We start from the raw sequence: 21,374 nt of genomic DNA, 5'->3' as shown, positions 1-21,374 counted from the left end.
GCGGCCTCCTCTGGAATTTGCGAACGGTCGTGCGAATGTATCTTTTCGTTTTATCGCCCCGGCTCCGGACGAACCCTGAAGCGCGGGTTTGCGCGCGGCCCCGTTCTCGTGGGCTAAACTCCGGCCCTCATGTTCGTTCATTACATCCATCAAACAGGTGAAGGCAGCCGGGGAGCCTGGCCCTGGCGTACGCCATCGACGCTGCCTGTTTGATTGCACGGCGCACGCCGTGCGCCCGAGGTTCCGGATCGCCCCGACGCCGAACCAACCCCCTCTGTTTGTGAATGAGACCGCTCCCGGCCGATGAAAGCGCGCCGGGCCGGCTTTCCGGAGAACGACACGTGATCACCGAACTCGAATTCAAGAGCCTCAGCGCCCAGGGCTACAACCGCATCCCGCTGATGGCCGAGGCCTTCGCCGACCTCGAAACCCCCCTGTCCCTGTACCTCAAGCTGGCCCATTCGCAAGGCGGCGGCAAGCACAGCTTCCTGCTCGAATCGGTCGTGGGCGGCGAGCGCTTCGGCCGCTACAGCTTCATCGGCCTGCCGGCGCGCACCCTGCTGCGCGCCAGCGGCTTCGGTGCCGAGGCCGTCACCGAGGTCGTGACCGACGGCCAGGTGGTCGAGACCGCCGCGGGCAATCCGCTCGACTTCGTGGCGCAGTACCAGAAGCGCTTCAAGGTCGCGCTGCGGCCCGGGCTGCCGCGCTTCTGCGGCGGGCTGGCCGGCTACTTCGGCTACGACACCGTGCGCCACATCGAGCGCAAGCTCGAGAAGAGCTGCCCGCCCGACACGCTGGGCTGTCCCGACATCCTGTTGCTGCAGTGCGAGGAACTGGCGGTCATCGACAACCTCTCGGGCAAGCTCTACCTGATCGTCTACGCCGATCCGAAGCAGCCCGAGGCCTATGCCAACGCCAAGCGCCGGCTGCGCGAACTGAAGGAAAAGCTCAAGTACTCGGTGAGCGCGCCGATCGTGAAGCCCACGCAGCCGCATCCGGCCGAGCGCAGCTTCGCCAAGGCCGACTACCTCGCGGCGGTGGAGCGCGCCAAGGAGATGATCGCCGCCGGCGACTTCATGCAGGTGCAGGTGGGCCAGCGCATCAGCAAGCGCTACACCGAGTCGCCGCTGTCGCTGTACCGCGCGCTGCGCTCGCTCAATCCCTCGCCCTACATGTACTACTACCACCTGGGCGACTTCCACGTGGTGGGCGCTTCGCCCGAGATCCTGGTGCGCCAGGAGCACACGGGCGAGGGCGAGCAGAAGATCACCATCCGCCCGCTGGCCGGCACGCGCCCGCGCGGTGCCTCGCTCGAGCTCGACAAGGCGGCCGAGGTCGAGCTGATCAACGACCCGAAGGAACGCGCCGAGCACGTGATGCTGATCGACCTCGCGCGCAACGACATCGGCCGCATCGCCAAGACCGGCACGGTGAAGGTGACGGAAGCCTTCGCGGTGGAGCGCTACAGCCACGTGATGCACATCGTGAGCAACGTCGAGGGCACGCTGAAGGACGGCATGACCGCCATCGACGTGCTCAAGGCCACCTTCCCGGCCGGCACGCTGACCGGCGCGCCCAAGGTGCATGCGATGGAACTGATCGACCAGCTCGAGCCCACCAAGCGCGGCCTGTACGGCGGCGCCTGCGGCTACATCAGCTACGCGGGCGACATGGACGTCGCGATCGCGATCCGCACCGGCATCGTGAAGGACCAGGTGCTGCACGTGCAGGCCGCGGCCGGCGTGGTGGCCGATTCGGTGCCCGAGCTCGAGTGGAAGGAAACCGAAGCCAAGGCGCGCGCGCTGCTGCGTGCCGCCGAACTGGTCGAGGAAGGCCTGGAATGAGCAACGCACCCGATATCCAGAACGATTTCTCGCACGAGATCATCGGCGCCGCCGTCGAGGTGCAGCGCGTGCTCGGCACGGGGCTCGACGAACGCGCCTATGCCGCGGCGCTGGCCATCGAACTCGCCGAGCGCGAGATCGGCTTCGCGCGCGACGTGCCGCTGTCGGCCAGCTACAAGGGCCGCTCGCTCGGCGAGGTCTATCGCGCAGGCTTCGTGATCGAGCAGTCGGTCATCGTCGAACTCAAGGCGGTCGATGCGCTGACCGACCTGCATCGCGCGCAGGTGCTGGCCGCGCTGCGCCTGTCGGGCCTCAAGCTGGGCCTCCTGATCAACTTCAACGTGTTCCCCGTCGTCAAGGGCGTGCACCGGATTGTGAGCAAGCCATGAAACTGCTGATGATCGACAACTACGATTCGTTCACCTACAACATCGTCCAGTACTTCGGCGAGCTGGGTGCCGACGTGCAGGTGCATCGCAACGACGAGATCACGGTCGCGCAGATCGGCGAGCTGATCGCCTCGGGCGTGACGCGGCTGGTGGTGTCGCCCGGGCCGTGCTCGCCGGCGGAGGCGGGCGTGTCGGTGGCGGCCATCGAGGCCTTCGCGGGCAAGCTGCCCATTCTCGGCGTGTGCCTCGGCCACCAGGCCATCGGCGCGGCCTTCGGCGGCAGGATCGTGCGCGCGCAGCAGCTCATGCACGGCAAGACCAGCGAGATCACGACCACGCAGGAGGGCGTGTTCGCGGGGCTGCCGAAGACCTTCGTCGTCAACCGCTACCACTCGCTGTCGATCGAGCGCGCGAGCTGCCCCGAGGCGCTGGCCGTCACGGCCTGGACCGACGACGGCGAGATCATGGGCGTGCGGCACACCGGGTATGCGCACGACGTGCGCATCGAAGGCGTGCAGTTCCACCCCGAATCGATACTCACCGAGCACGGCCACGCCATGCTCAAGAACTTCCTGGATTGAAGCCATGACCGACCGCACCGCCATCGTCGACCTGCGCAGCGACACCGTCACGCAACCCACGCCGGCGATGCGCGAGGCCATGATGGCGGCGCCGCTGGGCGACGACGTCTTCGGCACCGACCCGAGCGTGAATGCGCTGCAGGAAAAGATCGCCGCGTTGCTGGGCTTCGAGGCGGCGCTGTTCGTGCCGACCGGCACGCAGAGCAACCTCAGCGCGATCCTCGCGCACTGCGGCCGCGGCGACGAGTACATCGTCGGCCAGATGGCGCACTGCTACCGCTGGGAAGGCGGCGGAGCGGCGGTGTTCGGCAGCGTGCAGCCGCAGCCGCTGGACCATGCGGCCGACGGCACGCTGCCGCTCGCGCAGATCGAGGCGGCGATCAAGCCCGACGACGCGCACTTCGCGCGCACCCGGCTGCTGGCGCTCGAGAACACGCTGGGCGGCAAGCTGCTGCCCTTCGACTACGTGCAGGCGGCGACTGAACTCGCCGCACGCCACGGGCTGCAGCGGCACCTGGACGGCGCGCGCCTTTTCAACGCGGCGACCGCGCAGGCGGCGAAGAACGGAAGCACCGACGTGCGCGCCGAGGCGCGCCGCATCGCGCAGTGCTTCGACAGCGTGTCGGTGTGCTTCAGCAAGGGCCTGGGCGCGCCGATCGGCTCGGCGCTGGTCGGTTCGCGCGACTTCATCGCGCGCGCCCACCGCATCCGCAAGATGGCGGGCGGCGGCATGCGCCAGGCCGGGCTGCTCGCGGCCGCGGCCGCGCATGCGCTCGAGCACCATGTCGACCGGCTGGCCGACGACCATGCGCTGGCGTTGCGCCTCGCGCAGGGGCTCACGGGCATCGAAGGGCTGAAGCTCGAGATGCCGCACACCAACATCGTCTTCGTCGACCTGGAGGGCGAGGCCAAGGCGCGCTCGGCGGGGCTGATCGAAAGCCTCGAACGCCAGGGCATCCTGGCCACGGGCCTGTACCGCTTGCGCTTCGTGACGCACCTCGATGTCGATGCCGCCGGTGTCGACCGCGCGGTGGCCGCGATCCGGGCCTACTTCGCCGCCTGATCCGTCGTTCGAGGAGAGGAGAACGCCATGCCCGATCTTCCCCATCTGCTGGCCTTCATCGCCGCCGGCTGGCTGCTGAACCTGACGCCGGGGCCCGACGTGCTCTACGTGGTCACTAACTCGCTGCGCTCGGGCGTGCGCGCCGGCGTCGTCGCCGGGCTCGGCATCACCGCCGGCTGCTTCGTCCACATCTTCGCGGCGGCCATCGGCGTCGGCACGCTGATGGCGACCTCGGCCGCGGCCTTCACGGTGCTCAAGTACATCGGCGCGGCCTACCTGCTGTACCTGGGCGTGCGCATGCTGCTGTCGCGCGCCGCGCCGCCGACCGACCTGGCGCAGGCCGCGGCGGCCACCGGGGCACGCAGCCTCAAGGCGATCTTCCTCGGCGGCTTCTGGACCAACGTGCTCAACCCCAAGGTGGCACTGTTCTTCCTGGCCTTCGTGCCGCAGTTCATCGCGCCCGGGGCGGACCACAAGGCGCTGTATTTCGTGCTGCTCGGCGTGCTGTTCAACCTCAACGCGATCCCCGTCAACGTGGGCTGGGCGCTGGCGGCGGGCTGGATGGCGCGCCGCGGCGCCGTGCAGAAGGGCATGCACTGGCTCGACCGCGCCGCCGGCGTTCTTTTCATCGGCTTCGGCCTCAAGCTCGCGTTCACCGACGCCCCCGCGGCGCGCATCGGCCGCTGATTCATCCCGAGGAGACTTTCCATGATCACCCCCCAGGAAGCGCTGCAGCGCACCATCGAGCACCGCGAAGTCTTCCACGACGAGATGCTGCACATCGTGCGGCTCATCATGAGCGGCGAGTGTTCGCCCGTGATGATGGCCGCGCTGATCACCGGGCTGCGCGTGAAGAAGGAAACCATCGGCGAGATCACCGCCGCCGCGCAGGTGATGCGCGAGGTGTCGACCAAGGTGGCGGTGGCCGACACCACGAACCTGGTCGACATCGTGGGCACCGGCGGCGACGGTTCGCACACCTTCAACATCTCGACCTGCTCGATGTTCGTCGCGGCCGCGGCCGGCGCCAAGGTCAGCAAGCACGGCGGGCGCAGCGTGTCGAGCAAGTCGGGCAGCGCCGACGTGCTGGAGTCGCTGGGCGTCAACATCAACCTCAAGCCCGAGCAGATTGCGCGCTCGATCGAGCAGTCGGGCATCGGCTTCATGTTCGCGCCGAACCACCATCCGGCCATGAAGAACGTGGCGCCGGTGCGCAAGGAGCTCGGCATCAAGACCATCTTCAACATCCTGGGCCCGCTGACCAACCCGGCCGGCGCGCCCAACATCCTGATGGGCGTGTTCCATCCCGACCTGGTGGGCATCCAGGTGCGCGCGCTGCAGCGCCTGGGCACCGAGCATGCGATGGTGGTCTACGGCCGCGACGGCATGGACGAGATCTCGCTGGGCGCGGCCACGCTGGTGGGCGAGCTCAAGAACGGCGAGATCAGCGAGTACGAGCTGCATCCCGAGGACTTCGGCTTCCAGATGTCGAGCAACCGCGCGCTGCGCGTGGAGACGCCCGAGCAGTCGAAGGCGATGCTGCTCGGCGTGCTCGACAATCAGGCCGGCCCGGCGCTCGACATCGTGCTGCTCAACGCCGGTGCGGCGCTGTACGCGGCCAACGTGGTCGATTCGGTGGCCGCGGGCGTGACACGCTCGCGCGAGGCCATCGCCTCGGGCGCCGCCAAGGCCAAGCTCGCCGAGCTGGTGCGGGTCACCACCTCGGTCTGAGCCAGGAATCCAGGAGCAAGAGAGAAGCCATGTCCGACATCCTCGACAAGATCGTTGCCGTCAAGCACCAGGAAGTGGCCGCCGCGAAGCAGCGCAGCCCGCTGGAGGCGGTTCGCTTCGACGCCGAAAGCCGCGTGCTGACGCGCGATTTCGAAGGCGCGCTGCGCGCCAAGATCGCGGCCGGCCAGGCCGCCGTGATCGCCGAAGTCAAGAAGGCCAGCCCGAGCAAGGGCGTGCTGCGCGCCGATTTCATTCCGGCCGACATCGCGCAGAGCTATGCCGAAGGCGACGGGAAGATCAGCGCGGCCTGCCTCTCGGTGCTGACCGACAAGCAGTTCTTCCAGGGCGGCATCGACTACCTGAAGCAGGCGCGTGCCTCGTGCGAGCTGCCGGTGCTGCGCAAGGACTTCATCGTCGATGCCTACCAGGTGTACGAATCGCGCGCGATCGGCGCCGACGCGATCCTGCTGATCGCCGCCTGCCTCGACGACGCGCAGATGAAGGATTTCGAAGCCATCGCGCACGGGCTGGGCATGGCGGTGCTGGTCGAGGTGCATGACGCGGCCGAGCTCGAGCGCGCGCTGCGCCTCAAGACCCCGCTGGTGGGCGTCAACAACCGCAACCTGCGCAATTTCGAGGTCTCGATCCAGGCCACCATCGGCCTGCTGCCGAGCCTGCCGAAGGAGCGCCTCGCGGTGACCGAATCGGGCATCGCCACGCGCGAGGACGTTGCCACGCTGCGCGCCGCGGGCGTGCATGCCTTCCTGGTCGGCGAGGCCTTCATGCGCGCCGAGGAACCTGGCGAAGCCCTCGCGGCGTTGTTCCAATGAGCCGGGCGGATCAGTTGGTCAGCAGCGATCCGGCCGACTGGCCGGTAGCGCCGGGCTGGCAGCCGCTGGTCGATGGCTTCTTCGGTGGTGCCGTGGGGCAGAAGCTGCAGGCCTTCCTGCGCGAACGGCTCGACGCGGGCACGGTGATCTTTCCGCCGCAGCCGCTGCGCGCGCTGGAGCTCACGCCGCCCGAGGACGTGCGCGTCGTGATCCTGGGCCAGGACCCGTACCACGGGCGTGGTCAGGCCGAGGGGCTGGCCTTCTCCGTGGCGCCCGGCGTGGCGCTGCCGCCCTCGCTGCGCAACATCTTCAAGGAGCTCCAGCGCGACCTCGGCACGCCGCCGCCGCCGTTCCCGAACCCGGGCGGCAGCCTGGTGAAGTGGGCGACGCATGGCGTGCTGCTGCTCAACACCTGCCTCACGGTCGAGGAGGCCCAGCCGGCCAGCCATTCGGGGCGCGGCTGGGAGGTGCTGACGGACGCCGTGATCCGGCATGTTTCTGATGGCGCGAAGCCTGTTGTTTTCATGCTATGGGGCTCGCACGCCCAGAGTAAGCGTGCGTTGATCGACGTTGGCCGCCATAAGGTGCTGATGTCGAATCATCCCTCGCCACTTTCGGCGTTGCGCCCGCCCGTGCCGTTCATCGGATGCGGACATTTCGGCGAAGCACGTGCCTGGCGTGAGGAGCACCAGAAGGGGGCCTGAAAATTCGCGGATAATCGCCCGCAGTTCATTCCTCGAACGGTTTCCCTCGCTCCTTTTGGTGCTCGGGTTTCTGCATAGTCACAAAACCGTGCTATATTTCGAGGTTCGCCGGAGAGGTGGCCGAGTGGTTAATGGCAGCAGACTGTAAATCTGCCCTCTAACGAGTACGCTGGTTCGAATCCAGCCCTCTCCACCAGCGATGAATTTGGTTTCTAAGAGCGATTGGATCTAGCGCTTTGGGTGCCTTGAAGTGCCCCCGATGCGGGAGTAGTTCAATGGTAGAACCCCAGCCTTCCAAGCTGATGACGCGGGTTCGATTCCCGTCTCCCGCTCCAGAGACCGAGTTTGATGCAGGTTAGGCAAAAGCCCTTTTGGCTCAGTGGTAGAGCACTCCCTTGGTAAGGGAGAGGTCGCGGGTCCGATTCCCGCAAAGGGCACCAGTTTTTCCCAGGGGTTGCAAGAGCAGCGTTGCGACCTTATCTGCGTACGTTGATATCGTTTTTTTTCGGAGTCGAAAAATGGCAAAAGGTAAATTCACCCGCACGAAGCCGCACGTGAACGTGGGCACGATCGGTCACGTTGACCATGGCAAGACGACGCTGACGGCTGCGATCGCGACGGTGCTGTCGTCGAAGTTCGGCGGCGAAGCGAAGGCCTACGACCAGATCGACGCTGCGCCCGAAGAAAAGGCCCGCGGCATCACGATCAACACCGCGCACGTCGAGTACGAAACGGCCAACCGCCACTACGCACACGTCGACTGCCCCGGCCACGCCGACTACGTGAAGAACATGATCACCGGCGCCGCCCAGATGGACGGCGCGATCCTGGTGTGCTCGGCCGCCGACGGCCCGATGCCCCAGACGCGTGAGCACATCCTGCTGGCTCGCCAGGTGGGCGTGGGCTACATCATCGTGTTCCTGAACAAGTGCGACATGGTCGACGACAAGGAACTGCTCGAGCTGGTCGAAATGGAAGTTCGCGAACTCCTCGACAAGTACGAATTCCCGGGCGACGACACCCCGATCATCCACGGCTCGGCGAAGCTGGCCCTGGAAGGCGACAAGGGCGAGCTCGGCGAAGGCGCGATCATGAAGCTGGCCGAAGCCCTGGACACGTACATCCCGACGCCCGAGCGCGCCGTGGACGGCACGTTCCTGATGCCCGTGGAAGACGTGTTCTCGATCTCGGGTCGCGGCACGGTGGTGACCGGCGCTGTCGAGCGCGGCGTGATCAAGGTCGGTGAAGAAATCGAAATCGTGGGCATCCGCCCGACGGTCAAGACCACCTGCACCGGCGTGGAAATGTTCCGCAAGCTGCTGGACCAAGGTCAAGCCGGCGACAACGTGGGCGTGCTGCTGCGCGGCACGAAGCGCGAAGAAGTCGAGCGCGGCCAAGTGCTGTGCAAGCCCGGTTCGATCAAGCCGCACACGCACTTCACCGCCGAGGTGTACGTTCTGTCGAAGGACGAAGGCGGCCGTCACACGCCGTTCTTCAACAACTACCGTCCGCAGTTCTACTTCCGCACGACGGACGTGACCGGCGCGATCGAGCTGCCGAAGGACAAGGAAATGGTCATGCCTGGCGACAACGTCAGCATCACCGTGAAGCTGATCAACCCGATCGCGATGGAAGAAGGCCTGCGCTTCGCCATCCGCGAAGGCGGCCGTACCGTGGGTTCGGGCGTCGTGGCCAAGATCCTCGACATCTAAGTCGGGCAAGAGTACCGGAGGGGTATAGCTCAATTGGCAGAGCGTCGGTCTCCAAAACCGAAGGTTGTAGGTTCGATTCCTACTGCCCCTGCCACCTAGGGTGGCCTCCGAAAACGACCCGCCGGACTCCGGCGGGAAGGCAAAAAAGCCCGTCGAGACCCGACGGGCTTCGCCGTCTCAAAACGGCGGCATGAATTGAGGCCGAAAGGCCGCAGGAAATCAGCCGAACATGGCCACTTCTCAAATCGAAACCGTGAGCACCGGTGCCGACAAGGCCAAGCTGGCCGTGGCAGCACTGCTGGCAGTGGGCGCCATCGTGGCGTTCTATCTGCTGTCGCGCCAGGGCTCGCTGGTTCAGTGGGCCGCGTTGCTCGTGGGCTTGGCCGCCGCCGTGGCGACCTTCGGCAGTTCCGAGAACGGCCGCCAGCTCTGGGCTTTCGGCCGCGATTCGTGGCGCGAGGTCAAGAAGGTCGTCTGGCCGACCCGCAAGGAAGCGATGCAGATGACGGCTTATGTGTTCGCCTTCGTAGCGATCATGTCCGTCTTCCTCTGGCTCACCGACAAAACGCTCGAATGGGTGTTTTTTGACCTCATTCTGGGCTGGAAAAAGTAAGAACCAATGACCGACGACGCTGTTGAAACCACGCCGCCGGAGGAAAACGCCTCCGTCCTTGCGCCTGCTGCCAATCCCGATCTGCGTTGGTATGTGGTGCATGCCTATTCGGGCATGGAGAAGGCCGTCGAGCGGAACATCACCGAGCGCATCAACCGCGCCGGCATGCAGGACAAGTTCGGCCGCATCCTGGTTCCGACCGAGGAAGTGGTCGAGATCAAGAACGGCCAGAAGCGCACCACCGAGCGCCGCTTCTTCCCGGGCTACGTGCTGGTCGAAATGATCATGGACGACGAGAGCTGGCACTTGGTGAAGCACACCAACAAGGTGACGGGCTTCGTGGGCGGCGCCAAGAACCGTCCGGCTCCGATCTCGCAGAAAGAGGTCGAGGACATCGTCAGCCAGATGCAGCAGGGCACCGAGAAGCCGCGCCACAAGGTCGAGTTCACCGTGGGCGAACTCGTGCGCGTCAAGGAAGGCCCGTTCACCGACTTCAACGGCTCGGTCGAGGAAGTCAACTACGAGAAGAGCAAGGTGCGCGTCTCGGTCATGATCTTCGGCCGCGCCACCCCGGTGGAACTCGAATTCAGCCAGGTCGAGAAGACCTGACGCCCGCCCGGTCTTCGGATCGGGCCCCATTCCGGCAGCGCGCTATCCGACTCGGTGCGCGGCCTTGATCGAAGAGTCGTTCACCCCGGGGAGCCCAGGCCACAGGCCTTGGCGATATCACCCGCAAGGAGTAAAGCATGGCGAAAAAAATCGTCGGCTTCATCAAGCTGCAAGTGCCAGCTGGTAAGGCCAACCCGTCCCCGCCGATCGGTCCCGCACTCGGTCAGCGCGGTCTGAACATCATGGAATTCTGCAAGGCGTTCAACGCCCAGACGCAGAGCTACGAGCCGGGTCTGGCGCTGCCGGTGGTCATCACCGCCTTCGCCGACAAGAGCTTCACCTTCATCATCAAGTCGCCGCCCGCTGGCGTCCTGATCAAGAAGGCCATCAAGCTCGAGAAGGGCTCCGCGCGCCCGCACACCGACAAGGTCGGCAAGATCACGCGCGCCCAGCTCGAAGAGATCGCAAAGACCAAGATGAAGGACCTGACCGCTGCCGACATGGACGCAGCAGTTCGCACCATCGCTGGTACGGCCCGTTCCATGGGCGTGAATGTGGAGGGCGTGTAAATGGCCAAGATCACCAAGAAGCAGAAGTCGCTCGAAGGCAAGGTCGACAGCACCAAGCTGTACCCGCTGACTGACGCGATCACCATCGTCAAGGAAGCCGCCACCGCCAAGTTCGACGAATCGATCGACGTGGCCGTGCAGCTCGGCATCGATGCGAAGAAGTCGGACCAGGTCGTGCGTGGCGCCGTCGTGCTGCCCAACGGCACCGGCAAGACCAAGCGCGTGGCCGTGTTCGCCCAAGGCGCCAAGGCTGAAGAAGCCAAGGCCGCCGGCGCCGACATCGTCGGCATGGACGACCTGGCTGCCATGGTCAAGGCGGGCGACATGCCCTTCGACATCGTGATCGCCGCACCCGACGCCATGCGCGTGGTCGGTACGCTCGGCCAGATCCTCGGCCCGCGCGGCCTGATGCCGAACCCGAAGGTCGGCACCGTGACGCCCGACGTCGCGACCGCCGTGAAGAACGCCAAGGCTGGCCAGGTTCAGTTCCGCGTCGACAAGGCCGGCATCGTGCACGGCACGATCGGCCGTCGTTCGTTCGACACCGACAAGCTGCAAGGCAACCTCGCCGCGCTGATCGATGCCCTGGTCAAGGCCAAGCCGGCCTCGAGCAAGGGTATCTACCTGCGCAAGGTCGCCGTGTCGTCGACGATGGGCGTGGGTGTCCGCGTGGACACGCAGACCATCGCCGCTGCCTGATCGGGCGGAAGCGAAGGCAAATGTAGATTGGCCCGGCTCCGGCTCCGCAAGGATTCGGAACCGGGCGAATGTGGTGGGTCGCGGCGGCTTCGGTTGCCGCGGGCCATCCAAGACCGCTGGTGTGCAGGTCGCCTGCACTTAATCACCCGGCCCCCGCCGGGCAGCCAGCGCAGATGGCGATCCCGCTGCAAGGAATTCGAGTTTTCTGACGAATGGGTTCCGAAACAGTTGGTCGCTGCATGAGGCGCGGTCCGAGGTTCATGAAACAACCGAAGACCGCATTGAAAAGGAGTAGACCTTGAGTCTGAATCGCAGTGAGAAAGAAGCGGTCATCAATGAAGTGACCAGCCTCGCCGCAAAAGCTCAAACGCTCGTGATGGCGGAATACCGTGGCATCACGGTGGCCGACATGACCAAACTGCGCGCCGAAGCTCGCAGCAAGGGTGTGAGCCTGAGTGTTCTGAAGAACACCCTGGCCCGCCGTGCTGTGGCTGGCAGCTCGTTTGAGATCGTCGGCGACCAGATGACCGGTCCGCTGATCTATGGCTTCTCCGAAGACGCTGTGGCCGCCGCGAAGGTGGTGGCCGATTTCGCGAAAACCAACGACAAGCTGGTGATTCGCGGTGGCGCATTCGGTGGCAAGGCCCTGGACGTCGACGGCGTGAAGCAACTGGCCAACATCCCTTCCAAGGAAGTGCTGCTGGCGCAACTGCTGGGCTTGATGCAATCGCCGATCTCTCGTACCGCCCGCGTGCTCGCGGCGCTGGCCGAGAAGCGCGGTGGTGGCGAAGCTGCACCCGCCGATGCACCGGCAGAAGCGCAGGCGGCTTGATAGCCAAGCCTTGCGTTTGAAAAATTCAACCCAATTGTTAGGAAACCAAAATGGCATTCGATAAAGACGCATTTCTGACCGCGCTGGACAGCATGACGGTCCTCGAGCTCAACGACCTGGTCAAGGCCATCGAAGAGAAGTTCGGCGTGAGCGCCGCTGCAATGTCGGCTCCGGCCCAAGGTGGTGGCGCAGCCGCTGCCGTGGTCGAAGAAAAGACCGAATTCAACGTCGTGCTGGCCGATGTCGGCGCGAACAAGGTGTCGGTCATCAAGGCCGTGCGCGAAATCACCGGCCTGGGCCTCAAGGAAGCCAAGGATCTGGTGGAAGCCGCTCCCAAGGCCGTCAAGGAAGGCCTGTCGAAGGCTGACGCCGACGCTGCCAAGAAGAAGCTGGAAGAAGCCGGCGCCAAGGTGGAACTGAAGTAATTCAGACCCCCTCGAGGGCTGGAGGTGCCTGAAAAAGGCCCTCCAGCCTTTGCCGCTTTCAGAGCGCACTCAAAAGTCGGCTTGATGCCGGCTTTCCCGGAGACCCGAAGGTCGACGGAAAAGCCAAATCAAGACGTTTTTTGAGTGTCTTCTGACCCCGACTGCAGAAGACCCCTTGGTTCGGGCGATGTGCAACGCATCGCTGTCCGCCAACGGCTGGTAGTGGCCAGCCGCCAAGCAGTGGTGCCGTTCGTCCCGGCATTGCTGACAAGTCGCTGAAGATCTCAAGCACCGGAGCTCTCATGGCCCAATCGTCCGCGTACAGTTACACCGAACGCAAGCGCATCCGAAAAAGTTTCGGCAGCCGCGACAGCGTCGTCGAAATTCCCTACCTGCTGCAGATGCAGAAGGACGCCTACACGGCGTTCCTGCAAGCGGGCATCGCTCCGCAAAAACGCACCGTCGAAGGCCTGCAGGCCGCGTTCGACGCCGCCTTCCCGATCGTCTCGCACAACGGTTTCGTCGAGATGAAGTTCCTCGAGTACAACCTGGCGAAGCCGGCGTTCGATGTGCGCGAGTGCCAGACCCGTGGTCTGACCTTCGCCTCGGCGGTGCGCGCCAAGGTCCAGCTCATCATCTATGACCGCGAATCGTCGACCTCGCAGTCGAAGGTGGTCAAGGAAGTGAAGGAGCAAGAGGTCTACATGGGCGAAGTGCCGCTCATGACCGAGAAGGGCTCGTTCATCATCAACGGCACGGAACGCGTGATCGTTTCGCAGCTGCACCGTTCGCCGGGCGTGTTCTTCGAACACGACAAGGGCAAGACGCACAGCTCGGGCAAGCTGCTGTTCTCGGCCCGCGTGATTCCCTACCGCGGTTCGTGGCTCGACTTCGAGTTCGACCCGAAGGACATGCTGTACTTCCGCGTCGACCGTCGCCGCAAGATGCCGGTCACGATCCTGCTGAAGGCCATCGGCCTGAACCCGGAATCGATCCTCGCGAACTTCTTCGTCAACGACAACTTCCGCCTGATGGACAGCGGCGCGCAGATGGAGTTCGTCTCCGAGCGCCTGCGCGGCGAAGTCGCGCGCTTCGACATCACCGACAAGTCGGGCAAGGTCGTGGTCGCCAAGGACAAGCGGGTCACCGCGCGCCACACGCGCGAACTCGAGCAGGGCGGCACCACGCACATCAGCGTGCCGGAAGACTTCCTGATCGGCCGCGTGATCGCACGCAACATCGTCGATGCCGATTCGGGCGAGATCCTGTCCAAGGCCAACGACGAGCTGACCGAAGCGCTGCTGAAGAAGCTGCGCGGCGCCGGCGTGCAGGACATCCAGGTCATCTACACCAACGAACTCGACCAGGGTGCGTACATCTCGCAGACCCTGCGCATCGACGAAACGGTGGACGAGTTCGCCGCGCGCGTGGCGATCTACCGCATGATGCGCCCCGGCGAGCCGCCGACGGAAGACGCGGTGCAGGCCCTGTTCCAGCGCCTGTTCTACAACCCGGACACGTACGACCTGTCGCGCGTCGGCCGCATGAAGTTCAACGCCAAGGTCGGCCGCGACGAATCGACCGGCCCGATGGTGCTGACCAACGAGGACATCCTGGCCGTCGTCAAGATCCTCGTCGACCTGCGCAACGGCAACGGCGAAGTCGACGACATCGACCACCTCGGCAACCGCCGCGTGCGTTGCGTCGGCGAACTGGCCGAGAACCAGTACCGCACCGGCCTGGCCCGTATCGAGAAGGCCGTGAAGGAACGTCTGGGTCAGGCGGAGCAAGAGCCGCTGATGCCGCACGACCTGATCAACAGCAAGCCGATCTCGGCCGCGCTGAAGGAATTCTTCGGCGCCTCGCAGCTGTCGCAGTTCATGGACCAGACGAACCCGCTGTCCGAAATCACCCACAAGCGCCGCGTGTCAGCCCTTGGCCCGGGCGGTCTGACGCGCGAACGTGCCGGCTTCGAAGTGCGCGACGTGCACGTGACCCACTACGGCCGCGTGTGCCCGATCGAAACGCCCGAAGGCCCGAACATCGGCCTGATCAACTCGCTGGCCCTGTACGCCCGCCTGAACGAATACGGCTTCATCGAGACGCCGTACCGCCGCGTGGTCGACAGCAAGGTCACGAACGAGATCGACTACCTGTCGGCCATCGAGGAAGGCAAGTACGTCATCGCCCAGGCCAACGCGGCCCTGGACAAGGACGGCGTGCTGACCGGCGACCTGGTCTCGGCGCGTGAAGCCGGCGAATCGATCCTGGTCGGTGCCGAGCGCATCCAGTACATGGACGTGTCGCCCGCACAGATCGTGTCGGTGGCCGCCTCGCTGGTGCCGTTCCTCGAGCACGACGACGCGAACCGCGCGCTGATGGGCGCCAACATGCAGCGTCAGGCCGTGCCCGTGCTGCGCCCCGAGAAGCCGATGGTCGGCACCGGCATCGAGCGCGTCTCCGCGGTCGACTCCGGCACCGTGGTCACGGCCACCCGTGGCGGTATCGTCGACTACGTCGACGCGACCCGTGTCGTGGTGCGCGTGAACGACGACGAGGCCGCGGCCGGCGAAGTCGGCGTGGACATCTACAACCTGATCAAGTATCAGCGTTCGAACCAGAACACCAACATCCACCAGCGTCCGATCGTCAAGCGCGGCGACAAGATCGCCAAGGGCGACGTGGTGGCCGACGGTGCATCGACCGACCTCGGCGAACTGGCCCTGGGCCAGAACATGCTGATCGCGTTCATGCCCTGGAACGGCTACAACTTCGAAGACTCGATCCTGATCTCCGAACGCATCGTGGCCGACGACCGCTACACCTCGATCCACATCGAGGAACTGGTGGTGATGGCCCGCGACACCAAGCTCGGTGCCGAGGAAATCACGCGCGACATCCCGAACCTGGCCGAACAGCAGCTCAACCGCCTCGACGAGTCCGGCATCATCTACGTGGGTGCCGAAGTCATGCCCGGCGACACGCTGGTGGGCAAGGTCACGCCGAAGGGCGAGACCACGCTGACGCCGGAAGAGAAGCTGCTGCGCGCCATCTTCGGCGAGAAGGCTTCGGACGTGAAGGACACCTCGCTGCGCGTGGACCAGGGCTCGCAAGGCACCGTGATCGACGTGCAGGTGTTCACCCGCGAAGGCATCCAGCGCGACAAGCGCGCCCAGCAGATCATCGACGACGAGCTCAAGCGCTTCCGTCTCGACCTGAACGACCAGCTTCGCATCGTCGAGGCCGACGCGTTCGACCGGATCGAGAAGCTGCTGATCGGCAAGGCCGCCAACGGCGGCCCGAACAAGCTCGCCAAGGGCACCAAGCTCGACAAGGCCTACCTGTCGTCGGTCGAGAAGTTCCACTGGTTCGACATCCGTCCGGCCGACGAGGAAGTGGCCTCGCAGCTGGAATCGATCAAGAACTCGCTCGAGCAGACGCGCCACAGCTTCGACCTCGCGTTCGAAGAAAAGCGCAAGAAGCTCACGCAGGGCGACGAGCTGCCCGCGGGCGTGCTCAAGATGGTCAAGGTCTACCTGGCCGTCAAGCGCCGCCTGCAACCCGGCGACAAGATGGCCGGCCGCCACGGCAACAAGGGCGTGGTGTCGAAGATCGTTCCGATCGAAGACATGCCGCACATGGCCGACGGCACGCCGTGCGACATCTGCCTGAACCCGCTGGGCGTGCCCTCGCGGATGAACGTGGGGCAGGTGCTCGAGGTGCATCTGGGCTGGGCCGGCAAGGGCATCGGCCAGCGCATCGGCGACCTGCTGCAGCAGGAGGCCAAGGCGGCCGAGCTGCGCAAGTTCATGGAGCAGCTGTACAACGGCTCGGGCCGCGAAGAGAACATCGCCTCGCTGAGCGACGGCGAAGTGCTCGAGATGGCATCGAACCTGCAAAACGGCGCGACCTTCGCGACGCCCGTGTTCGACGGCGCCTCGGAAGAGGAAATCCGCGGCATGCTGAAGCTGGCCTACCCGGACGACATCGCGAAGGCCAAGGGCCTGACCGAGACGCGCACGCAGGCCTACCTGTTCGACGGCCGCACCGGCGACCAGTTCGAGCGTCCCGTCACCGTCGGCTACATGCACTTCCTGAAGCTGCATCACCTGGTGGACGACAAGATGCACGCCCGCTCGACCGGCCCGTACTCGCTGGTCACGCAGCAGCCGCTGGGCGGCAAGGCGCAATTCGGCGGCCAGCGTTTCGGGGAAATGGAAGTGTGGGCGCTCGAAGCGTACGGCGCTGCCTACGTCCTGCAGGAAATGCTGACCGTGAAGTCCGACGACGTGCAGGGCCGTACCAAGGTCTACGAAAGCATCGTCAAGGGCGAGCATTCGATCGAAGCCGGCATGCCGGAATCGTTCAACGTGCTGGTCAAGGAAATCCGTTCGCTGGGTCTCGACATCGAGCTCGAGCGTTCGTAAACGAAGGGGATAGAGTCTTATGAAATCGCTACTCGACCTGTTCAAGCAGTTCACCCCGGATGAGCATTTCGATGCCATCAAGATCGGCATGGCTTCGCCCGAAAAGATCCGCTCGTGGTCTTTCGGCGAGGTGAAGAAGCCCGAGACGATCAACTACCGCACGTTCAAGCCCGAACGCGACGGCCTGTTCTGCGCCAAGATCTTCGGCCCGATCAAGGACTACGAGTGCCTGTGCGGCAAGTACAAGCGCCTCAAGCACCGCGGCGTGATCTGCGAGAAGTGCGGCGTCGAAGTCACGCAGACCAAGGTCCGCCGCGAGCGCATGGGTCACATCGACCTGGCCGCTCCCTGCGCGCACATCTGGTTCCTGAAGTCGCTGCCGTCGCGCCTGGGCCTCGTGCTCGACATGACGCTGCGCGACATCGAACGCGTGCTGTACTTCGAAGCCTACGTGGTGACCGACCCCGGCATGACCCCGCTGAAGAAGTTCAGCATCATGTCCGAGGACGACTACGACACGAAGCGCAAGGAATACGGTGACGAGTTCATCGCCAAGATGGGCGCCGAAGGCATCAAGGACCTGCTGGAAGGCATCGAGCTCGACAGCGAGATCGAGAAGCTGCGCGGCGACCTGACCGGCTCCGAAGTCAAGGTCAAGAAGAACTCCAAGCGCCTGAAGGTGCTCGAGGCCTTCCGCAAGTCGGGCATCAAGCCCAACTGGATGGTGCTCGACGTGCTGCCCGTGCTGCCGCCGGACCTGCGTCCGCTGGTGCCGCTGGACGGCGGCCGCTTCGCGACCTCCGACCTGAACGACCTGTACCGCCGCGTCATCAACCGCAACTCGCGTCTGCGCCGCCTGCTGGAGCTCAAGGCCCCGGAAATCATCGCGCGCAACGAGAAGCGGATGCTGCAGGAAGCCGTCGACTCGCTGCTGGACAACGGCCGCCGCGGCAAGGCCATGACGGGCGCCAACAAGCGCGCGCTCAAGTCGCTGGCCGACATGATCAAGGGCAAGAGCGGTCGCTTCCGCCAGAACCTGCTGGGCAAGCGCGTCGACTACTCGGGCCGTTCGGTCATCGTGGTGGGCCCGACGCTCAAGCTGCACCAGTGCGGCCTGCCGAAGCTGATGGCGCTCGAGCTGTTCAAGCCCTTCATCTTCTCGCGCCTCGAAGCCATGGGCATCGCGACCACGATCAAGGCTGCCAAGAAGGAAGTCGAATCGGGCACGCCGGTGGTCTGGGACATCCTGGAAGAGGTGATCAAGGAACACCCGGTGATGCTGAACCGTGCGCCTACGCTGCACCGTCTGGGCATCCAGGCCTTCGAGCCGATCTTGATCGAAGGCAAGGCGATCCAGCTGCATCCGCTGGTGTGCGCGGCCTTCAACGCCGACTTCGACGGCGACCAGATGGCCGTCCACGTGCCGCTGTCGGTGGAAGCGCAGATGGAAGCCCGCACGCTGATGCTGGCCTCCAACAACGTGCTGTTCCCGGCTTCGGGCGAACCGTCGATCGTTCCCTCGCAGGACGTGGTGCTGGGTCTGTACTACACGACCCGCGACCGCATCAACGGCAAGGGCGAAGGCCTGATCTTCTCGGACATCGGTGAAGTGCAGCGCGCGCTCGACGCCAACGTGGTCGAGCTGACCGCCAAGGTCGCCGTGCGCATCACGGAGTACACCAAGAACAAGGAAAGCGGCGAATTCGAGCCGTCGACCTCGCTCGTGGATACCACCGTGGGCCGTGCCCTGCTGTCCGAGATCCTGCCGAAGGGCCTGCCGTTCTCGAACATCAACAAGGCGCTGAAGAAGAAGGAAATCTCCAAGCTCATCAACGTGAGCTTCCGCAAGTGCGGCCTGAAGGAGACCGTGGTCTTCGCCGACAAGCTGCTGCAGAACGGTTTCCGTCTCGCGACCAAGGCCGGCATCTCGATCGCCATCGACGACATGCTGGTGCCGGCCGAGAAGCACGGCATCATCGACCGCTCGGCCAAGGAAGTGAAGGAGATCGAACAGCAGTACGTCTCCGGTCTCGTGACCTCCGGCGAGCGCTACAACAAGGTGGTGGACATCTGGGGCAAGGCCGGCGACGAAGTGTCGAAGGTCATGATGGCCAAGCTGTCGAAGCAGAAGGTCATCGACCGCCACGGCAAGGAAGTCGAGCAGGAGTCCTTCAACTCGATCTACATGATGGCCGACTCGGGTGCCCGCGGTTCCGCGGCCCAGATTCGCCAGGTGGCCGGCATGCGTGGCCTGATGGCCAAGCCGGACGGCTCGATCATCGAGACGCCCATCACCGCGAACTTCCGCGAAGGCCTGAACGTGCTGGAGTACTTCATCTCCACCCACGGTGCCCGTAAGGGTCTGGCCGACACGGCGCTGAAGACGGCGAACTCGGGTTACCTGACCCGCCGTCTGGTCGACGTGACGCAGGATCTGGTGGTGATCGAGCAGGACTGCGGTACGCACGACGGCGCGCTGATGCGCGCGATCGTGGAGGGCGGTGAAGTCATCGAATCGCTGCGCGACCGTATCCTCGGCCGCAGCGTGGCCGAAGACGTGCTGCACCCCGAGACGCGTGCCGTGCTGGTCAAGGCCGGCGACATGCTCGACGAAGACACGATCGACGCCATCGAAGCCGACGGCGTGGACGAAGTCAAGGTCCGCACCGCGCTGACCTGTGCCACGCGCTTCGGCATCTGCGCCAAGTGCTACGGCCGCGACCTCGGCCGCGGCGGCCTGGTGAACAACGGCGAAGCGGTCGGCGTGATCGCGGCGCAGTCGATCGGCGAACCGGGCACGCAGCTCACGATGCGTACCTTCCACATCGGTGGTGCGGCTTCGCGCGCGGCTGTCGCTTCGAGCGTCGAGGCCAAGTCCAACGGCGTGATCGGCTTCAACGCCACGATGCGCTACGTGACCAACAGCAAGAACGAGCTGGTGGTGATCGCACGTTCGGGCGAGATCGTCATCCATGACGAGCACGGCCGCGAGCGCGAACGCCACAAGGTGCCGTACGGCGCGACGCTGACGGTCAAGGCCGACCAGCAGATCAAGGCCGGCCACGTGCTCGCCAACTGGGACCCGCTGACGCGCCCGATCATCACGGAATTCGCCGGCAAGACCCAGTTCGAGAACGTCGAGGAAGGCCTCACGGTCGCCAAGCAGGTGGACGAAGTGACCGGTCTGTCGACCCTGGTCGTGATCGACCCGAAGCGCCGCGGCGCTGCCAAGGTCGTGCGTCCGCAGGTCAAGCTGATCGACGCCTCGGGCGCCGAGGTGAAGATCCCCGGCACCGACCACTCGGTGACGATCGGCTTCCCGATCGGCGCGCTGATCCAGGTGCGTGACGGCCAGGACGTGGGCCCCGGCGAAGTGCTGGCGCGTATTCCGGTCGAAGGCCAGAAGACCCGCGACATCACCGGCGGTCTGCCGCGCGTGGCCGAGCTGTTCGAAGCCCGTTCGCCGAAGGACAAGGGCATGCTGGCCGAGATGACCGGCACCGTGTCGTTCGGCAAGGAAACGAAGGGCAAGATCCGCCTGCAGATCACCGACCCGGAAGGCAAGGTCTGGGAAGAACTCGTGCCGAAGGAAAAGAACATCCTGGTGCACGAAGGCCAGGTGGTGAACAAGGGCGAAAGCGTGGTCGACGGTCCGGCGGACCCGCAGGACATCCTGCGCCTGCTGGGTTCGGAAGAACTCGCGCGCTACATCGTGGACGAGGTGCAGGACGTGTACCGCCTGCAGGGCGTGAAGATCAACGACAAGCACATCGAGGTGATCGTTCGCCAGATGCTGCGCCGCGTCGTGGTCGACAACGTCGGCGACACCAGCTACATCTCGGGCGAACAGGTCGAACGCAGCGAAATGCTCAACACCAACGACGCCCTGCGCGCCGAAGGCAAGATCCCCGCGACGTTCACCAACCTGCTGCTCGGTATCACGAAGGCGTCGCTGTCGACCGATTCGTTCATCTCCGCCGCTTCGTTCCAGGAAACGACGCGCGTGCTGACCGAAGCCGCGATCATGGGCAAGCGCGACGAGCTGCGCGGCCTGAAGGAGAACGTCATCGTCGGCCGCCTGATCCCCGCGGGCACCGGCATGGCGTACCACCTGGCACGCAAGGCCAAGGACGAGATGGACGAGGCCGAGCGCCGCGCCATCGCCGAGTCCGAAGCCGCCGAGCTCGCCGGTTCGTCCAGCGATGCCACCAGCACGGTCGACGCCAGCGAAGGCGCCGCGACCGAATAACTGGTTAGCATCGCCCGGCCGTGACCGGTCGTGAACGCCTCCCGGCTTGACGGTCGGGAGGCGTTTTTCATGGGGGGCCGCGGTTTTCCGCGCGTCC

General features: G+C 65.1%; 17 protein-coding genes and 4 tRNA genes. All 21 read left to right on the top strand.

What is annotated here, in order from left to right:
- Positions 1-341 precede the first annotated feature (341 nt).
- The 21 genes from trpE (at position 342) to rpoC (ending at position 21,277) form a co-directional block, all read left to right on the top strand.
- The gene (trpE, locus tag AC07PU_RS36475) at positions 342-1,844 is read left to right on the top strand and encodes an anthranilate synthase component I (protein WP_093350901.1); all 1,503 of its coding nucleotides are present in this window, start codon (positions 342-344) and stop codon (positions 1,842-1,844) included.
- Positions 1,841-2,233, top strand: a complete 393-nt coding sequence (locus tag AC07PU_RS36470; protein ID WP_209542402.1) for a GxxExxY protein — start codon at positions 1,841-1,843, stop codon at positions 2,231-2,233. Before trpE ends, AC07PU_RS36470 begins: the two co-directional genes overlap by 4 nt.
- Positions 2,230-2,814: an anthranilate synthase component II gene (locus tag AC07PU_RS36465; protein WP_057597579.1), complete on the top strand. Its 585-nt coding sequence runs from the start codon at positions 2,230-2,232 to the stop codon at positions 2,812-2,814. Before AC07PU_RS36470 ends, AC07PU_RS36465 begins: the two co-directional genes overlap by 4 nt.
- A gap of 4 nt (positions 2,815-2,818) precedes the next feature.
- The gene (ltaE, locus tag AC07PU_RS36460; protein WP_495322931.1) at positions 2,819-3,877 is read left to right on the top strand and encodes a low-specificity L-threonine aldolase; all 1,059 of its coding nucleotides are present in this window, start codon (positions 2,819-2,821) and stop codon (positions 3,875-3,877) included.
- Between the two features lie 27 nt (positions 3,878-3,904).
- Positions 3,905-4,564, top strand: a complete 660-nt coding sequence (locus AC07PU_RS36455) for a LysE family translocator (protein WP_495322930.1) — start codon at positions 3,905-3,907, stop codon at positions 4,562-4,564.
- A gap of 21 nt (positions 4,565-4,585) precedes the next feature.
- Positions 4,586-5,608 (top strand): anthranilate phosphoribosyltransferase, encoded by a 1,023-nt coding sequence (trpD, locus tag AC07PU_RS36450; RefSeq protein WP_203204166.1) that lies wholly within the window; start codon positions 4,586-4,588, stop codon positions 5,606-5,608.
- Between the two features lie 29 nt (positions 5,609-5,637).
- On the top strand, positions 5,638-6,438 hold the full coding sequence (trpC, locus tag AC07PU_RS36445; RefSeq protein WP_495322929.1) for an indole-3-glycerol phosphate synthase TrpC: 801 nt from the start codon (positions 5,638-5,640) through the stop codon (positions 6,436-6,438).
- Positions 6,435-7,142, top strand: coding sequence for a uracil-DNA glycosylase (locus AC07PU_RS36440; protein WP_093350916.1), 708 nt, complete (start codon positions 6,435-6,437; stop codon positions 7,140-7,142). Before trpC ends, AC07PU_RS36440 begins: the two co-directional genes overlap by 4 nt.
- Before the next feature lie 110 nt (positions 7,143-7,252).
- Positions 7,253-7,338: transfer RNA gene (locus AC07PU_RS36435), tRNA-Tyr, on the top strand.
- Between the two features lie 65 nt (positions 7,339-7,403).
- Positions 7,404-7,477 (top strand) — tRNA-Gly (locus tag AC07PU_RS36430).
- Positions 7,478-7,507: 30 nt separating this feature from the next.
- A tRNA-Thr gene (locus AC07PU_RS36425) sits at positions 7,508-7,582 on the top strand.
- A gap of 78 nt (positions 7,583-7,660) precedes the next feature.
- Positions 7,661-8,854: an elongation factor Tu gene (gene tuf / locus AC07PU_RS36420; RefSeq protein WP_093356177.1), complete on the top strand. Its 1,194-nt coding sequence runs from the start codon at positions 7,661-7,663 to the stop codon at positions 8,852-8,854.
- A gap of 18 nt (positions 8,855-8,872) precedes the next feature.
- Positions 8,873-8,948, top strand: a tRNA-Trp gene (locus AC07PU_RS36415).
- Between the two features lie 135 nt (positions 8,949-9,083).
- Positions 9,084-9,467, top strand: a complete 384-nt coding sequence (gene secE, locus AC07PU_RS36410; protein WP_093353725.1) for a preprotein translocase subunit SecE — start codon at positions 9,084-9,086, stop codon at positions 9,465-9,467.
- A 6-nt stretch (positions 9,468-9,473) separates the two neighbouring features.
- Positions 9,474-10,076: a transcription termination/antitermination protein NusG gene (gene nusG / locus AC07PU_RS36405; RefSeq protein WP_064262260.1), complete on the top strand. Its 603-nt coding sequence runs from the start codon at positions 9,474-9,476 to the stop codon at positions 10,074-10,076.
- Between the two features lie 137 nt (positions 10,077-10,213).
- Positions 10,214-10,645 (top strand): 50S ribosomal protein L11, encoded by a 432-nt coding sequence (rplK, locus tag AC07PU_RS36400; RefSeq protein WP_093206996.1) that lies wholly within the window; start codon positions 10,214-10,216, stop codon positions 10,643-10,645.
- Positions 10,646-11,344: a 50S ribosomal protein L1 gene (gene rplA / locus AC07PU_RS36395; RefSeq protein WP_093353727.1), complete on the top strand. Its 699-nt coding sequence runs from the start codon at positions 10,646-10,648 to the stop codon at positions 11,342-11,344.
- Between the two features lie 298 nt (positions 11,345-11,642).
- On the top strand, positions 11,643-12,176 hold the full coding sequence (gene rplJ, locus AC07PU_RS36390) for a 50S ribosomal protein L10 (RefSeq protein WP_093353730.1): 534 nt from the start codon (positions 11,643-11,645) through the stop codon (positions 12,174-12,176).
- Between the two features lie 50 nt (positions 12,177-12,226).
- On the top strand, positions 12,227-12,601 hold the full coding sequence (gene rplL / locus AC07PU_RS36385; protein ID WP_203204170.1) for a 50S ribosomal protein L7/L12: 375 nt from the start codon (positions 12,227-12,229) through the stop codon (positions 12,599-12,601).
- Between the two features lie 302 nt (positions 12,602-12,903).
- A complete protein-coding gene (gene rpoB, locus AC07PU_RS36380) occupies positions 12,904-17,028 on the top strand; it encodes a DNA-directed RNA polymerase subunit beta (RefSeq protein ID WP_093353734.1) in 4,125 nt (1,374 codons plus the stop codon).
- Between the two features lie 19 nt (positions 17,029-17,047).
- Entirely contained in the window at positions 17,048-21,277 is a 4,230-nt protein-coding gene (gene rpoC / locus AC07PU_RS36375; protein WP_093353736.1) for a DNA-directed RNA polymerase subunit beta', read from the top strand.
- Positions 21,278-21,374: the final 97 nt, after the last annotated feature.

The sequence above is a fragment of the Variovorax sp. GW821-FHT10D07 genome, assembly GCF_059415325.1.
Note: the sequence above shows the minus strand (reverse complement) of the source record. Positions and strands in the feature narration are given on the sequence as shown.

Bases quoted from the DNA above. Each gene is read 5' to 3' on its own strand.
- AC07PU_RS36470 (WP_209542402.1), top strand. From the start codon at position 1,841: ATGAGCAACGCACCCGATATCCAGAACGATTTCTCGCACGAGATCATC.
- AC07PU_RS36465 (WP_057597579.1), top strand. From the start codon at position 2,230: ATGAAACTGCTGATGATCGACAACTACGATTCGTTCACCTACAACATC.
- ltaE (WP_495322931.1), top strand. From the start codon at position 2,819: ATGACCGACCGCACCGCCATCGTCGACCTGCGCAGCGACACCGTCACG.
- AC07PU_RS36455 (WP_495322930.1), top strand. From the start codon at position 3,905: ATGCCCGATCTTCCCCATCTGCTGGCCTTCATCGCCGCCGGCTGGCTG.
- trpD (WP_203204166.1), top strand. From the start codon at position 4,586: ATGATCACCCCCCAGGAAGCGCTGCAGCGCACCATCGAGCACCGCGAA.
- trpC (WP_495322929.1), top strand. From the start codon at position 5,638: ATGTCCGACATCCTCGACAAGATCGTTGCCGTCAAGCACCAGGAAGTG.
- AC07PU_RS36440 (WP_093350916.1), top strand. From the start codon at position 6,435: ATGAGCCGGGCGGATCAGTTGGTCAGCAGCGATCCGGCCGACTGGCCG.
- tuf (WP_093356177.1), top strand. From the start codon at position 7,661: ATGGCAAAAGGTAAATTCACCCGCACGAAGCCGCACGTGAACGTGGGC.
- secE (WP_093353725.1), top strand. From the start codon at position 9,084: ATGGCCACTTCTCAAATCGAAACCGTGAGCACCGGTGCCGACAAGGCC.
- nusG (WP_064262260.1), top strand. From the start codon at position 9,474: ATGACCGACGACGCTGTTGAAACCACGCCGCCGGAGGAAAACGCCTCC.
- rplK (WP_093206996.1), top strand. From the start codon at position 10,214: ATGGCGAAAAAAATCGTCGGCTTCATCAAGCTGCAAGTGCCAGCTGGT.
- rplA (WP_093353727.1), top strand. From the start codon at position 10,646: ATGGCCAAGATCACCAAGAAGCAGAAGTCGCTCGAAGGCAAGGTCGAC.
- rplL (WP_203204170.1), top strand. From the start codon at position 12,227: ATGGCATTCGATAAAGACGCATTTCTGACCGCGCTGGACAGCATGACG.
- rpoB (WP_093353734.1), top strand. From the start codon at position 12,904: ATGGCCCAATCGTCCGCGTACAGTTACACCGAACGCAAGCGCATCCGA.
- rpoC (WP_093353736.1), top strand. From the start codon at position 17,048: ATGAAATCGCTACTCGACCTGTTCAAGCAGTTCACCCCGGATGAGCAT.